The sequence below is a fragment of the Vibrio penaeicida genome (genome assembly GCF_002933855.1).
In the GTDB taxonomy this organism is placed as follows: domain Bacteria; phylum Pseudomonadota; class Gammaproteobacteria; order Enterobacterales; family Vibrionaceae; genus Vibrio; species Vibrio penaeicida_A.
On sequence record NZ_BFAQ01000023.1, the window covers coordinates 99,092 to 114,140 of the forward strand.

Sequence of the window (15,049 nt, forward strand, 5' to 3'; positions counted from 1 at the left end):
TCACCCTGCCTTGAGTATGGTTTCCATGTTGAGCAATTCATCGGTGTCTAACAGAGACATCACTTGCTCGTCCACGTTGAGTAGCCCAACCGTAAATGGGGTAACAGCGGAATCCCCCAGAGCAGGAGTCAACTCTTTATCACCTTGGCTCACAACATCGGACACCGCATCGACTACCAGCCCCATCAGTCGCTCCGTATCCGCACTTGCACAACGAAGAACAAGTACCACTGTCGTCGGAAGATAAGCGCAATCACCAATGCCAAAACGAACGCGAAGATCAACCACTGGCACAATCATGCCTCTTAGATTGATGACCCCTTTCACAAAATCAGGAGAGCGAGGAATGGGTGTTGGTCGCTCCCAAACTCGGATTTCTTCCACATCTCGAATGTCGATTCCATACAGTTCACCAGCCAAGCAAAAACTCAAGAAGTCAGCATTTTCACTGATCTCGCTATCGGAAATGGTGTCACCTTCGACAACCTGAAGTGCTTCGTTCACTGTGGCTCCCTAGGCTGCAATGCCGCCTTTGCTGTCTGACTGACGGTTCAAAAATGAGGTGATTAACCCTTGGATATCCAAGATTAAAGAAACTGAACCGTCGCCAAGAATGGTTGCGCCTGAAATACCCGCTACTTTGCTGTAGTTAGACTCAAGGCTTTTAATCACAACTTGTTGTTGATCCAGCAACTCATCTATCAACAACCCGACTCGATTACCTGCCGCTTCGACCAAACAAAGAATCCGCCCTTCAAGCTCTCCGCTCTCTCCCATTTCAAACTCTTCATGCAAACGCAGCACAGGGATGTTTTCCTCTCGGAGACGATATAACTCGACACCACCTGCCGCGTGTTTCACACACTGTGTATCAATTTGAATGGACTCAATAATGGTCAGTAACGGAATAACGTAGACTTCACCGGCAACCTTAACCAGTTGCCCATCTAATATGGCTAAAGTGAGTGGCAAGCTAATGGTGAATGTACTACCAGTGCCAAGGCGGGATTCAACTTCAATATGACCACCGAGCTCTTCGATGTTTCTTTTCACCACGTCCATACCCACGCCGCGTCCAGAAATATCCGACACTTCGTCTGCGGTAGAGAAGCCAGGGGCAAATATCAGATTCACCACTTGTTTGTCGGTCATTTCTTCACGTCGGGATTCTGGAGGTAGCACGCCCTTATCAAGTGCTTTCTGCCAAAGCTTGTCGCAATTAATACCAGCGCCATCATCTTTCACTTCAATGATGATGGAGCCACCTTGGTGGAAGGCGTTCAACTCTATAACGCCCATGTCTGGTTTTCCTTGCTCTTGCCTTTGCTCTGGAAGTTCTAAGCCGTGGTCGATTCCATTTCTCACTAAGTGAACCAACGGATCCACAATGCGTTCCAACACGGTTTTGTCTAACTCGGTATTCTCGCCTTTGATCTGCAAATCAACTTGCTTACCTAAACGACCGGATAAGTCTCGTACCAATCTTGGGAAGCGACTAAAGGCAAAACTCATTGGCAGCATTCGTATATTAAGAACGTTCTCTTGAAGGTCTTTGCTGTTTTGCAGAAGCTGGTCTAGCCCTGATTTCAACTTTTCCAATTTATCGACGGTGAAATCATTGCCAATTTCGGTGAGCATTGATTGGGTGATCACTAACTCACCAACGAGGTTGATTAAGCTATCCACCTTGTCGATGTCAACGCGAATGGAGCTCACGCTCGACTCGGATTTGGCGGGCTTGCTCGCAGGCTTTTGAGTATCTTTAGGTTTTGCTACTGGAGTGTTATCGGCTATTTGTGGCTCTTCCGGTACAATTTCTGTTTGAGCTACTTCAGCCGCTGGTGGAGCAACGTCTTCTTTTTTCGGACTTTCACGTTGCACATCCAAATCGCATTGATCTTCTACCCACTCGAAAATTTCGTGAATGTCGTCTTCTGCGATGCTACCTGCAAGCGTTATTCGCCAACTCAAATAGCAGAGCTCGGCTTCGAGCTCACTTAACTCAGGTAACTCAGATGTGTTACACACAATGTCGCAATCTGGGTCCAATTCAATAATTTCGCCCAGAATTCTAAGCGGGTCATTGCCACTAAAGAACAAATCGGAATGCGGAGTAAAAGAGACATGCCAAGGGGCACATTCAGATACGCTTTCAGGATGATTAGAAGAACTTTCAGCATGACCAGATGACGCTGCCCCGCCCTCTTCGTTGGAAGAAGGCGTTTGAGAAGCATCATTGGGTTTATTTTCCGTTGGAGATTCCAGTAATGTCGATAAGGCTTGATTCACTTCTTCTTTTAATGCCGACTCAACTGGGGTATCGGTCTCGTACCCTTCCAGCATTTCAGTGATGCAATCGCCACTTTTCAGCAGTATGTCGACACTATGTCGAGTAAGGCTCATTTGCCCGTTTCGGACTTCATCTAGGTAAGCTTCGACGTTGTGGGTGAACTCACTGATGTCGAGTAAATTAAAAGTAGCTGCGCCCCCCTTAATAGAGTGGGCGGCACGAAATATAGTATTGATGGTCTCAAGGTCGACGCTCTCTGGGTCGAGATCCAACAATACAGTTTCAAGCACTTCTAAGTTTTCACGACATTCCTCGTAAAACATCTTACGAAGTTGGTTCATGTCTAAAGCCATGGGTCACCTACCTAAGTCTTGCATCACGCTCTCGAAGGGAACGTTGTTTTTATATAACGCGCTTTAAGGTTTTTAGGAGAGTTTCCGGATTGAATGGCTTGACCAACCACCCCGTTGCTCCTGCCGATTTACCTTGTTGTTTTTTCTCCATGCTGGTTTCTGTCGTCAGCATCAAGATAGGAATGAATTTGTATTGAGGATTTCCACGAATGGCTTTTACCAGCTCAAACCCTCCCATAATTGGCATATTGACGTCTGATATCACTACATCAAACTTGGTCATTTTTGCTTTTTTGAGTGCATCACTACCATCGTTCGCTGTTTCTACATCGTAACCAGCGTCCTTTAAAGTGTGACTAACCATTTGACGGATCGATACAGAGTCATCGACAGCGAGAATCTTAGTCATAAAAATCCCTCTCAATTCCTTAATTTTCAAACACACTTTGTAAGTCGAGTAACTTGATACTTTCTTGTAAGTCATCAGGAACATTGACAAGTTGTATGTCGGTATTTGCCTGCTTGGCACTAAAGAAAAGAGATGCCAATGCTTGCAATCCTGCAGCATCAACTCTAACAACGGAGGAAGCATCAATAATTAGCTCTTCGTTGCTATCGAGCCACTGTTGATACTCATTTTTGATGTTTAGGACGTTACCAATCTCTAAGGATTCTTCTAGCTGACGTTCCATGTGTCCATCCCTTCGACCTAGCCATTATCGGAGTTGACGTTTATTTTGAGTGTAGGAGGGATTCTTTGTTTATCAACAATAAAAGTGCGTAATCGGCTCAATTAGCACTTATGTACGAACAAATTTGCACATAAGATTCATCATCACTTATTTGCATTTCGATTTTAAAATATTACTGATAAACAAATATATAGGCTGGGTTTCACCCATAAAGACGTTATGCCTAAAAAGCACTTTTAAGGCTCAATTTCATTTTGAAAAATAATTTATTTTTTACACTTTAAGAGGTGAGGTTTTGAAAGTGGAACTGGAACAGATATTAAATTTACACTGTAAATTTCAAAATGTTAGCGTTTTGAATTGTCGTTTAAACTTGGTTCTAAAATCGCATATTTATCAGTCTACATACATTAATATCCGCCAGACCATGAAAATAGAAATATCATCATCACGATTTACACTGTAAATCATTGAGCGCTATCAACACCTGCTCACGCAAGTAAGCGCCTAGAGCTTTTCTCCCACTAAAACCGTACTGGCTCGAAACCTTAGAACAAGGTTGATTTTGCAAAAATAGAGCGACCAGTGGGTAAAGCGATACTTTGTGCGATTGAGGTAATATGGAAACCAGCCATTCACTTAAGATGTGACTGATAGATTCTTCGCCATTTCCACCGTGAGCGTAGCGAGACAGCATTCGAAATTGATGTTCAGATAATACCTGTGTTTCTGGCTGCCATTGCAAAAAGAGCTGGGAAACCAATTCTGGTTCAAGTGCCTTTAGCTCCTTAGGCAACTGTGAAACAAAATTGCTTTGCCAATATTGAATTGCACTTTGAAACCAAGATAGCTGTGTAATCGGGCGCACCATAATGACAGAATGACAACCACTGGCTTGATCTCTCGAATTTCCAATCCGAACCACTTGATAATGATTTTCTTGCCAGAAACGGAGTAATTCATCAGTTGCGCCAAAACTGGTAGACAAATACTGAATGTCATCTAAACGAGCATGTAGCTCAGACAGCATTTTTGCACCTACCCCTTGTCTTTGAAATTCCGGATGAACCGCAATTCTCATCACTCTAGCACTCTTCTGTTGTGCCGATTCATCGATTCCTAAATGGTTAGCAATACTTGCTGGAACTAAGTGCCCTTTTGGTCGCCTCTTCCCATTTACGATACCTGAGATCACTTCTGAAGAAAGGTTGCCTTCTCTAATGATGGTGACAACGCCAATCAGATTATCCCCAGCCGCCGCGAGCCAAAGTTCAACATTGTTATCATTGAGTATCTGGAATAAATCATTAGGGGTAGTTTGATAATGGGCGTTAACGAGTAAGCCAAAACAACGTTTAAGAAGAGTTATATCTTCAAGAAGAGCGTTTTTATTCTGACGAGAAAGCGTTAGGTACTTAACATCCATCTCCGATGGAGTACTGTTTTTATCAAGATCGGCATCTAATAAAAAGGCATCAAACAGCCAAGATTCGAGAGGATCACCTTTCGCCCACCGAATCGGCTGATCCAAGGATATGGCTCGCCACCCAGCACGATGTTGCTGCAACCAGCGAGTAAACTTAAGCGTAAACCCTCGCCCGCATCCTTCATATCCATGCACTGTGGTCGAGAAAACCATTCGGTGATATTGCTCAGTCATACGAATAAGAAGCGGAATAGGAACCGCTGATGCTTCATCAACAATCAGTAAATCACAGTCTGGCAAAGTCGATAGCAATTCATCCGGAGCAATAAAACGCAAACAACTCCCATTTGCCTCTTCTACAATATGTTTTGTAGTGCGACTTTCGAGGTCAAGTTGTCGTTGAGCATGTTCAAACATAGGTGCGACAGCGCTCGTTGACGGAGCTGTAACAAGAATCTCGACTTTGCGGGTCAGCATTATTTTTGCCGCTGCAATACCGATCGCAGAAGACTTCCCTCTCCCTCTGTCCGCCGTCATAACAAGCGGCCGTTTTCGCTTTCCTGTTAGTACCTTTTGAACGGCATCAACTGCCTTTAGTTGGTCTGTATATTGGAAAGAACTCGCTTTAGGCAATTTTTCAGGAAGCGCTGGTATCTCGACTGATGGGCCAATTTTAATCGCACTAGCTAAGTGTGCTCTCAACCAGCGCGTACCTAGGTTACTCTCTAATTTATGAAGGTTGATCAAGAAGACAATTCCACCACCAACAACAGTACCGCAAGCAGCGGTAAAACTATTGGCATCAAACCCGTCTGAACAATCATAGATGAGTGCTCTCATTTCAGAGCCAAGTAGTTTTGTGCCAAACTTGAACGGTTTTGTGATGGCTCCAAGGAGTGGTTTCCCTCCCAGCTTGTAGACATTCTCGTGCCATGTGGAAGATGTGTATTGAATCGCTGGGTTTAGTGTGCTCTCGACCCACTCCTCATCCCCTGATACATCCACCAAATAGCGATGATTGTTATGATCGGCAATGTCAAAAAGTTGGGTAATGTAGTCCGTGTGGGTCACGTAAAACCTGCATCAAATAATTGAAGAATGAGTCGCATGTTATCAGTGATCCAGCAACGAGCTCAAGAAAGCAAAGGTGGAAAGAGCTCCCTATTGCGCGTTCCTAATTACAAAAGAAAAAAGCCACTTAACAAAGCGGCTTTTCGAAACAATAATAAACAACGGTTTTCTATGAGAGTTTTTCCTGCAAAAAGGCTAATATTTCGTCCATTGTTTGGCTATCGACCTTTTTCATATTCAAAGAAAGCGCATTGCCTTTTCTAGTGTAGCTTACACGCCCTTTCACCAAATCTACTTTTTCTGAACTTGCTGCTTTCTTACTTGGAGACAGTTCTTCGATCCAGGCTTCAAGCTGCTCTGTCACTTCTTTAGTAATACGGCTAACACCTTGGGTTTGCGAACTTTGCCATACGTACCCGTTCTTGCCGTGACACTTTTTCAATAACGATTTCTGCTGTTCAGCGGTTAATTGGAAAAATTGTTTGTGCAGTTTAACAATGGTTGGTCGACCTAAATCCCCAACATTTGGGTAAGCACGAAGTAATTCAAGCGGCAATGCAGCGGCTTTCAACGCACCACTCACTAAAGCTTCGCTGCATTGGAATATCGTTGCCAATGCTTTTTGATCGACCGCTTCATTACTGTCTAATTTTGCCTGCATTTCTCGACCACGCTCATACAGCGATAACGGCTTATGTGCATTCGCTACATCAGACAAAAACTTGGCGTGCTCTGTTTCGATGTTTTCAGCAACGTAGATTAAGAAGTCTCTCTTAGCCAAAATACACGACATGCGACGTCGGCTACCATCAAGAACTTCAATTTTTCCGTCACGAGTGCGACGACCCACAGCTGGATATTGTTGCCCTCTTTCTTCCAAGGTCGTCAATATATCGGAGAGTGCATGCTGATTGAGGAAAGACTGCTCACGCGCATTTTGCTCAAATACAAGCGTATCCGATTCCACTTTGTCTGCTGGAACTTTCACAAGTTCAAAAGAGACCAAATCCTGACCTGCGACAGCAAGTTCGATAAACTGCGCTTTTTCTTTGGCGGCAGTTTGAGCTTCTTGTGGGGATGTTGCTCGGCGCTTATTGGCTTTACCAAACAACTTTGCGTTCAATTCGGATGTTTTCAGTGCCATAAATTAAGACTCCTGATTGAGTGATGACCAGTGACTATGCATTACGCGCTCTAACTCCAGAGCACTTTTTTGAACGGCATCTTGCGCCGTAGAGAGGGTTTTCTTACCCCCTTCAAAGTCACCGACAGTTAAGTCGAATACAGTACTGTAGGTATCAGCACAGGTTTCAAAAGCACGGCTACGAGGGATCGTCGCCATCATCACTTGTTCACCTAAAAGGTAATTCATTTCTGTTAGTACAGAGACTTGTTTTTTGTTGTCATCTTCAAACATAGTAGGCATTAAACGAACAAACTCAAGCCCCTTCCAGTCGTCAGGGAACATTTCGTAAACCGTTGGAAGATGCTGGAAAAAGTTAACTGTAGATGCCCAATCCAATCTCTTAGCTGCGCAAGGGATCAAAAGTGCGTTAGAAGCGTACATCGCATTCCAAACTAATGGATCGACATGTGGACCGGTATCAATCATGACGATGTCAAACTCATCAGCAATTTTGTCTATCAGCTTCTCTTTTAATAAGCGAACGATATCCAGAGACGCGTCTTGAGACAGGCTCTGCCATGCTTCCGCATTAAACATTGCATCTTCTGGAAACGCTGAAATCGTCTTCAAGTTAGGATACTGAGTAGAGAGCAAAACATTCTTTTGTAGAAACTCCGTATCGACCTCTACACCTTCAGGAACGTTATCAAGCATAATATCGACAGCGGAATAAATGTTGTCGTGCTCTGTCACGCTAATTTGTGGGTTAAGAAATAGTCGTAACGAACCTTGAGGATCAAGGTCAATCAGGCAAATGCGGTAACGCTTATCCAAATTCAGGGCTAAACAAGCGGCAAGGTGAACGGCAGACATAGACTTACCTGTACCACCCTTCTGATTTTGTACATTCACGATCCAAGGTTTGTTGCCGCCATTTTTCTTGCGTTCATGGAATTTAGGAATGCCCGCTGCATCCATCAACATATGCGCTTCTTGAAGGGAGATCGAATAGTGATTAGCATTGTTCTTTGTAAACTGATGCCCATTCTCTTCCAGCTTCCCAATAGCATCATCTAGTTTGCGCCTTGTTAAACCCGAACGAGTCTCCATCAACGCTTTTGACATTGGAGGAAAATGATCATCACTGCGTTCTTCTAATACAATTTCAATTCGGTCGGCTTGAACTTGTTGAGTCTGTTCAGCCAACTCGATGAGATTTTCTATTGTTTTTTCTCGCTTCATCTTTAAGCATCCAAACGAATTAACTATTTTGCATTGTACAGCATTACCTAACTTAAACAATAAAAAGGTGAACACGTACTTTTGAGCGAAATCACATTAAATAAAGCTATTTAGACGAATTCCCTGCAAAAATGATAATTTCATGATTTAAAAACCACATAACTAAATTCACATACTGGAAAAGATTTAAAGTGTTACAGCATCACTTATTTACACTGTAAACGAAATCTATAACAGAAGTGCTGTAAAACAAGAATTAAATCCATAGGAATACCGATGGGTATTTTTTAAACGAAGAAAATGACCAGAGTAGAAAGTCGATATCCTAGATTTACTTCTGTTGTAAAGATTCTATTTTCACACGCTAACACTTTCGAGTTAATAGGCTATATAAGAAAACGAACTAAATCTGAGAAAGTATGATTTTCAATACAGTCATATCGCTCGGTTCTTCAAGTACACACAAAAATGATTGTATCTTTGAGGTTTTTGAAAATACTTTCTTTTAGGGAATGGTGAAAAAATAGGAAACACGCCGACACCTAACCCCAAGCTACCTCAATAAATGGGACAAAAAATAAACGCCCAAGATCGAATTTCCTCGGATATAAAGGAGCATCATGACCTTTTGACCCCAAGAAAATCAACGGAACGATTATTGAGCGCCCACAAATTACGGGGGGTGTAAATCGAATTTATAGCGAGAGATGCCATAATTTTTCCTACGCACGTATCAAGGAGAGCTGGTGATTGCGGATGCATGATCAAGGGAGTACCTCTTGATCATGCTTGCAGGTAAAAATAGTCTCTTAGGAAGAATGATCATGGGAAATATCGATGTAAATACCACTTCATTGTTAACCACTTCACACAGATCCATTTCGGATCAATGATCAAGTTGTATTCTTCCGTCGGAAGCATGAAAATTATCGTCCAACTTACAGAGAGTGTAGATTCAATAAGGCATTGCTTATTTTGAATATCTGTAGAGTCGTAAAAATAGTGTAATCCAATGGACATAAACGTTTAGTGATAAAACCTTGATCATGCTTCGGAGAGAGTGGGCTGTGGAAAAGTTGGAGTGTCTTCTGGATTACAGTGCCAATTCAATCGAATTACAAAACAAATACGGCAGTTATTGAAATTCGGACTTGATCATTGATCCGTATCATCCACTATTTTGATGGTCAATCAAGGTGGCAAGTGTGGATAACTTGTTAAAGCTCTTTGATCATGGTTTCGTGCGTTACTTGATCATGGGTTCGATCTGTTGATGATCATCGTTTCTGATTTTTTTGATCATGCTTTCAATAACTTAATGATCATCGTTTCGAGATTCACATGATCATGCTTCTGAAAGCCAAAAAATAAACTCTTTCTTTTTCATTGACTTACAAGGCTCTTAGCACCCAGATCATATGATCACTTAATCAATTTAGATCAATTAAATCATAAAGATCAGTTTTTTTAAGAGCAGTAATTTTTTCTTTATTTATGAATAATTTTTCTTTACTCTTTCGGAAAGATAGCAGAATTACGGTCAAGCGGCCATGGATAAAAAATGACGTCTGAAGAGAAGATCTTAATCAAGCATCCTAGGAACCATAAAGATGGACATCTGTTTTTAGTTAGCGAGCAAGTCGTTGATTGGATTGAACAGTATCAACACTTCAAAGGCGTCACGAAAAGCATTGTCGAACTATTGAACTTAATTTCGCTTCGCGGGTTTTCCAGTAAAGATGGGTATGTCTCCACGACGGAGTTAGTGGAAGCCACGGATGGAAAACTCACGCGAGCCGCCATCCAGCAACGCTTAAGAGCTGCTGTGAGTATCGGTTTGTTTACCCAAACCCCTGTTCGTTTTGAGGAAGGGTTGGCTGGAAAAACCATGCTCCATGGCTTTGTAAATCCAAGCCAATTGATTTCCGTTCTAGGCGCTACCAGTTTAATGACTGAGTCAAGCAAGCAGAATGAAAAACAGAAACGTTCGAAAGCATTGGCTCAGACCCAAGTAAATCGTCGTTTGCTCAATGAACACGGTTTGAATATTCCCCCTGCGATGAAAGACGAATCAGAGCAGTTTGTTGTATCCCCAACAAACTGGGCAGGAATCATCGATCAAGCACTTGCGCCACCGCGCACTCGTAAGAGTTACCAAAAATCTATGGTCTCGATCTCGGGGAGTCGAGCGGTGATCGAGACGCGATCATCAAAAAACATCATGACCGTAGACGATCTGATGACGTTGTTCGCGTTGTTTACCCTTACCGTCCAATACCACGAGCATCATCAGGAAGATTATCAGATGAATGCCCGTCAGGTGCCGAATAAAACGCCTTTGTACATCACGGATATTTTGGCACTACGAGGCAAGAAAGACAGCGGACCTGCGCGGGATTCGATCCGCGAAAGTATTGATAGGATCGAATACACCGATTTTCAGCTTCATGAACTAACCGGTCGCTGGATGAGCGAGAACATGCCAGAAGGCTTTAAGAGCGATCGTTTTCGTTTTTTGGCCAGAACTATCACTGCATCGGAAGAAGCACCTTCAGAGGACGCTGCGGGCGAAATACGCATTAAACCGAACCTATACATCTTGGTTTGGGAGCCGTCGTTCTATGAAGAGCTCCTCACTCGAGATTATTTCTTCCTGTTCCCGCCGGAAATTCTTCGCCAACATACGCTTGTTTTCCAGCTGTATTCCTTCTTCCGTAGCCGCATGTCGCGCCGGTTTACCGATACTATGCTGTTGAGCGAATTGAACCTGAAACTGGCCAGAAATATCGAATGGCGTCGATTCTCTATGGATCTCATGCGTGAACTTAAGCGCTTGTCAGAAGGGAAGGGTACCGAAGATATGTTTGTGGTGAACCTTTGGGGTTATCACATCACCGTGACCAACATCGAAGAGAAGTCCAAGGTGGTGGATTACCAACTTGATATTAAATGCGATGTTGAAGAAGTGCTTCGTTACTCCAGAGCGCGTACCACGAATGCCGGTAAGCGAAATATGGCACCGACATTGCCTAACCCGCTACGCCACGAAATGGTGTCCAAGCAAAAATTAGAAGAACTTGCCGAGATCATTGATGGCGAGTTTGAACCGATCCAGCGTAAACCCTCATCGCCTAAGGGAAGGCTCGGGCGAAGAGTGAAGCTAAGAAAACATCTCGTAGAGATCAATGCGGATGAATTGACGATCACTCTGTCTAAATATACGTCCCCAGAGGCTCTAGAACGCAGTATAACGGCTCTTTCTGCTATGACCGGACATTCTCCCGGATCTATTCGTGAAGAGTGTCAGGAGCTTATAGAGAAGCTTGATTGGCTTAGAGTGGGTGAAGACGTCATTCCGTATGAGGTTTTGAGTAAAACAATTGAGTTGTTTAATGGTCAGCGTGAAGTTAACCATCTGTCGATTGAAAAGCTCATCAGAGGATTGGCTGTACGCAAGAAAGTATGCAAACAAGTTTTCGAAGGGCATATTGATGAGTTGGTCATGCGCACCTTGGATGAAGTCGCTACGGGTGGCTAGCCCTTTCGCGTCATATAACTTCTTTAAGGTTATGATAAGTTTGACAATACTCTGACAAGACAACGTACTGAGCGGTTTATTCTTCTTTCCGAAATGACGACACTTGTTGTTCTTTCCAATGGATTAATAAATGGCTCAATTGTTCATTCAAACAATGAATTACTTTAGCAGGTTGAAAAACCTGCTATTTTTTTGCCTGAAATTTGAGAGTAACAGAGTGTAGAGCAATGATGAAACGTGGGTTTCTAGGAAAGGCTGTGAGTTTAATGATTTGAAATTGTTGAACTTATCTCTGTTCAGTATTGAAATTTGGGAAGAATGATCAAGGAAATGATTTGATCATGTTTCCATGCTTGATCATCGTTCCGGCGATCAGCTGATAAACTCTATTTATCCTTGATCATGCTTTCGAATTTATGATCCATTTCCAACGGCTAAGTTCATGTTTTGCTGCTGTTGAGACATAAACTCCACATGACATTGGATCTGCTTTTTAGATTCCTCTGTCCACCCCAATTGATTGCACTGTTCCAACATGACGACGATTAAGTGGTCGAGTCTTTTTAAACACCAGTGCTTTAAATCTATCTCTGCTTCTGGGTTGCAAGAGACAGCTTGAAGCTTGGCATAAGCAAAGTTTAGGTATTCGTAGCTTTTTGTCGGTGACTCTTCTCTCTTGTAATGCTGAAATATTCTCAAGCATCCATCCAGCCAGCACGCAATTGCCTTGCTCTGCTCGTCTGTGATCAAAGGACCCCAAATAGCTTCTGGTGGCTGGAGGATCAGCGGAACCAGCGGCTCCACTTGATCATGTTTCCCAGATTGATACCAATCAGAGACTTCGGCTTGCCAAGCCTCTAGGGATATCATGCAGCGCTGGTCCACTGTCTTACAAAGTGATTATCACCAACTTGATCATATAACGGTTGTAAAATACCGCTGGTTGCACGGATCTTGTCTGCATCTTGAGAGTAATTCGGCTCTGATTCAACCAAGTTGCCAAACGGAAGATCAGGATCGGGCACCGCTGAGATAAGCAGCTTCGTGTATGGGTGCTGAGGGTTAGTAAGGATTGAGTTGGTGTCGCCCCACTCAACAATCTGACCTTTGTACATTACCGCGGTCTCTTCCGCGATATAGTGCGCAGTCGCCAAATCGTGCGTGATGTACAAGAAACCAATGCCAAGCTCTTCTTTCATTCGCTTCATCAAATTCAACACACCAAGACGAATGGATACGTCGAGCATTGAAGTAGGCTCATCAGCCAAAATCATTTCTGCGCCAACAGCGAGTGCTCGCGCCAAGTTAACACGCTGTCTTTGACCGCCGCTCAGTTCGTGTGGGAACTTTTTAAGCGTTTCAGTAGGCAACTCGACCAGATCTAGTAGCTCTTGCAGTCTAGCTGGAATCTTAGATTTGTCGGCAATTTGCTTGTGAATCTTAATAGGGCGAGTGAGGTGGTGCTCAATGGTATGCGTTGGGTTTAACGAACCAAACGGGTCTTGGAAAACCATTTGTACTTTACTGCGGTAATCGAGCACGTCTTTTCGACTCTTAATATCATTGATATTTTTACCGCGATAAAGGATTTCACCTTCGGTAGCAGGGTACACTTTGGTCATCAGACGAGCACAAGTACTCTTACCACAGCCAGACTCGCCGACAAGCGCTAAGGTTTTGCCTTTATACAGGTTAAAACTCACACCTTGCAGCGCTTTAAAGGATTCGACTTTTGCAAAGCCGCCGCCAATATTGAACTCTTTAGTCACGTTGTTCAATTGGATGATTGGTTCGCTGCTCATACTGGCTCTCCTTGCTCATTCTTATGGCGTGCTTCGTGAATGTTCGGGAACGACGCCCAAAGTTTTTGAGTGTATGGGTGTTGTGGATTGTTGCGGATTTCCTTCGAAGTATTCACTTCCACCAGCTCACCGTGACGCATAACGGCTATGCGGTCGCACAGTTGGCTCATTAAGGCCAAATCGTGAGTGATGAAGAGCACGGAGAATCCAAACTCTTCACGAAGCTGATAAATCTGCTGTAGGATTTCGCGCTGTACAACAACATCCAATGCTGTGGTTGGCTCGTCCATAACAATCATCTCTGGATTGAGAGAGAGCGCAATAGCAATAACCAGGCGTTGACGCATGCCGCCACTGAACTGGTGAGGGTATTCCGTTAGACGCTCACGTGGAATGTTTACCAAATCAAGTAACTTTTCAGCGCGTTCTTTCGCTTCTGCGTCGCTAAAGCCTTTGTGATGACGCAAAACGTCTGCAAATTGCTCTTGAACAGTCAAAACTGGGTTAAGTGAGTTCATTGCACTTTGGAAAACCATCGCAATTTCGCTCCAGCGAAGCACTCTTAATTCCTCATCCGATAAACGAATGATATCTCTGCCCTTAAACCAAATTTGTCCACCAGATATATAAGCAGGCGCTTTGTGAAGGCGGTTAATAGCAAAAGCAATGGTACTCTTACCACAACCGGACTCACCAGCTAGACCAAAAATCTCGCCTTTACCGATATCAAAGCTGACAGACTTAACCGCATTAAAGTCGCCGTTGTCGGTAATGTAATCGACACACAAATCGCGTATCTGAAGAATGGGTTCAGGGTGAAACGCCTGAGGGTGTTTTGACTCACTCATAACAGCTTTTCCAGGATAGAAATGATATTGATTATCATCGCCCATAATTTCGCATTAAAAAATAAGTCGGATAAAAAAGGGTGATAAAGGTCATGTATCCATAGGGGGTAACTTTTACAAAATGCGAGCTACTTCAATTTATTGATTTTATAAAGATGTCAATGAGTTCATTATCATAAAGGTCAGTAAGAGGTCATTTACTTTAGGAGAATAAGAAAAGAATACGTGGGAAGGGCAGAACATAAATTGCAGCGAATAGTTCTTTAAATCTAATACTGGAAAGGCAATTTATCAAAATATTAATTGTAAATGCAGAGACATATTTCGGGAAATTTTGTATCTGTCACATTCTGTATTCAATTGTCTTAACAAGCTCAATTGCCTTTGTTAAAGATTAGGTGTCCCTGATATAGAAGGTGTTTTGGAGGCAATTATGTCTATAAATTCTATTGACCACTCTGAGATTTCAACAATAGCTGAAAAGTGGGACTTTAAGGATGAAGTCACTGAAGCGAAATCAGATCACAAACGCAAATCGGCAGAAGCGCGCCGTCGGATTGAAATGCTTCGCGAAATTAAGGAAAGCGGCTTAACGTTGGAAGAGGCTGAAGAGCTTGGATTGCTTCATTAGCATCTAAGGTATTCGTTAATCTTCATTCAA

12 protein-coding genes are annotated in these 15,049 nt (G+C 43.1%); 2 read left to right on the forward strand and 10 right to left on the reverse strand.

Annotated elements, in window-relative coordinates:
* The 7 genes from VPNCDNU1_RS13810 to VPNCDNU1_RS13840 all read right to left on the reverse strand — a co-directional run bounded on the left by VPNCDNU1_RS13810 (position 1) and on the right by VPNCDNU1_RS13840 (position 8,200).
* Entirely contained in the window at positions 1 to 504 is a 504-nt protein-coding gene (locus VPNCDNU1_RS13810; protein ID WP_104400854.1) for a chemotaxis protein CheW, read from the reverse strand.
* Between the two features lie 9 nt (positions 505 to 513).
* Positions 514 to 2,643: a chemotaxis protein CheA gene (locus VPNCDNU1_RS13815; RefSeq protein WP_104400855.1), complete on the reverse strand. Its 2,130-nt coding sequence runs from the start codon at positions 2,641 to 2,643 to the stop codon at positions 514 to 516.
* Positions 2,644 to 2,692: 49 nt separating this feature from the next.
* Positions 2,693 to 3,052, reverse strand: a complete 360-nt coding sequence (locus VPNCDNU1_RS13820; RefSeq protein WP_104400856.1) for a response regulator — start codon at positions 3,050 to 3,052, stop codon at positions 2,693 to 2,695.
* Positions 3,053 to 3,071: 19 nt separating this feature from the next.
* A complete protein-coding gene (locus VPNCDNU1_RS13825) occupies positions 3,072 to 3,335 on the reverse strand; it encodes an STAS domain-containing protein (RefSeq protein WP_104400857.1) in 264 nt (87 codons plus the stop codon).
* Between the two features lie 448 nt (positions 3,336 to 3,783).
* Positions 3,784 to 5,832: a tRNA(Met) cytidine acetyltransferase TmcA gene (locus tag VPNCDNU1_RS13830; protein WP_104400858.1), complete on the reverse strand. Its 2,049-nt coding sequence runs from the start codon at positions 5,830 to 5,832 to the stop codon at positions 3,784 to 3,786.
* A 169-nt stretch (positions 5,833 to 6,001) separates the two neighbouring features.
* Positions 6,002 to 6,976, reverse strand: a complete 975-nt coding sequence (locus VPNCDNU1_RS13835) for a ParB/RepB/Spo0J family partition protein (RefSeq protein WP_104400859.1) — start codon at positions 6,974 to 6,976, stop codon at positions 6,002 to 6,004.
* A gap of 3 nt (positions 6,977 to 6,979) precedes the next feature.
* A complete protein-coding gene (locus tag VPNCDNU1_RS13840; protein WP_104400860.1) occupies positions 6,980 to 8,200 on the reverse strand; it encodes a ParA family protein in 1,221 nt (406 codons plus the stop codon).
* A gap of 1,561 nt (positions 8,201 to 9,761) precedes the next feature.
* Here VPNCDNU1_RS13840 and VPNCDNU1_RS13845 point away from each other — a divergent pair.
* Positions 9,762 to 11,738 carry a replication initiator protein RctB domain-containing protein gene (locus VPNCDNU1_RS13845; RefSeq protein WP_104400861.1) on the forward strand — a complete coding sequence of 659 codons (1,977 nt, stop codon included), beginning with the start codon at positions 9,762 to 9,764 and terminating at the stop codon, positions 11,736 to 11,738.
* Positions 11,739 to 12,152: 414 nt separating this feature from the next.
* On the opposite strand, the gene VPNCDNU1_RS13850 is transcribed toward VPNCDNU1_RS13845, so the two are convergent.
* The 3 genes from VPNCDNU1_RS13850 to VPNCDNU1_RS13860 are packed head-to-tail and all read right to left on the reverse strand — an operon-like array spanning position 12,153 to position 14,388.
* Positions 12,153 to 12,608 carry a transcriptional regulator gene (locus VPNCDNU1_RS13850; protein WP_104400862.1) on the reverse strand — a complete coding sequence of 152 codons (456 nt, stop codon included), beginning with the start codon at positions 12,606 to 12,608 and terminating at the stop codon, positions 12,153 to 12,155.
* Entirely contained in the window at positions 12,605 to 13,540 is a 936-nt protein-coding gene (locus VPNCDNU1_RS13855) for an ABC transporter ATP-binding protein (RefSeq protein WP_104400863.1), read from the reverse strand. The genes VPNCDNU1_RS13850 and VPNCDNU1_RS13855 overlap by 4 nt, the downstream gene beginning before the upstream one ends.
* Positions 13,537 to 14,388, reverse strand: a complete 852-nt coding sequence (locus VPNCDNU1_RS13860) for an ABC transporter ATP-binding protein (RefSeq protein WP_104400923.1) — start codon at positions 14,386 to 14,388, stop codon at positions 13,537 to 13,539. The genes VPNCDNU1_RS13855 and VPNCDNU1_RS13860 overlap by 4 nt, the downstream gene beginning before the upstream one ends.
* A gap of 433 nt (positions 14,389 to 14,821) precedes the next feature.
* Here VPNCDNU1_RS13860 and VPNCDNU1_RS13865 point away from each other — a divergent pair, with 433 nt between their 5' ends.
* Complete coding sequence (locus VPNCDNU1_RS13865) at positions 14,822 to 15,019, forward strand: PA3496 family putative envelope integrity protein (RefSeq protein WP_101111897.1); 198 nt, start codon at positions 14,822 to 14,824, stop codon at positions 15,017 to 15,019.
* The last annotated feature ends 30 nt before the right edge of the window (positions 15,020 to 15,049 follow it).

Excerpts from the sequence above, each read along its gene's own strand:
- VPNCDNU1_RS13815 (WP_104400855.1), bottom strand. The coding sequence starts at position 2,643 with ATGGCTTTAGACATGAACCAACTTCGTAAGATGTTTTACGAGGAATGT.
- VPNCDNU1_RS13820 (WP_104400856.1), bottom strand. The coding sequence starts at position 3,052 with ATGACTAAGATTCTCGCTGTCGATGACTCTGTATCGATCCGTCAAATG.
- VPNCDNU1_RS13825 (WP_104400857.1), bottom strand. The coding sequence starts at position 3,335 with ATGGAACGTCAGCTAGAAGAATCCTTAGAGATTGGTAACGTCCTAAAC.
- VPNCDNU1_RS13835 (WP_104400859.1), bottom strand. The coding sequence starts at position 6,976 with ATGGCACTGAAAACATCCGAATTGAACGCAAAGTTGTTTGGTAAAGCC.
- VPNCDNU1_RS13840 (WP_104400860.1), bottom strand. The coding sequence starts at position 8,200 with ATGAAGCGAGAAAAAACAATAGAAAATCTCATCGAGTTGGCTGAACAG.
- VPNCDNU1_RS13845 (WP_104400861.1), top strand. The coding sequence starts at position 9,762 with ATGACGTCTGAAGAGAAGATCTTAATCAAGCATCCTAGGAACCATAAA.
- VPNCDNU1_RS13850 (WP_104400862.1), bottom strand. The coding sequence starts at position 12,608 with ATGATATCCCTAGAGGCTTGGCAAGCCGAAGTCTCTGATTGGTATCAA.
- VPNCDNU1_RS13855 (WP_104400863.1), bottom strand. The coding sequence starts at position 13,540 with ATGAGCAGCGAACCAATCATCCAATTGAACAACGTGACTAAAGAGTTC.
- VPNCDNU1_RS13860 (WP_104400923.1), bottom strand. The coding sequence starts at position 14,388 with ATGAGTGAGTCAAAACACCCTCAGGCGTTTCACCCTGAACCCATTCTT.
- VPNCDNU1_RS13865 (WP_101111897.1), top strand. The coding sequence starts at position 14,822 with ATGTCTATAAATTCTATTGACCACTCTGAGATTTCAACAATAGCTGAA.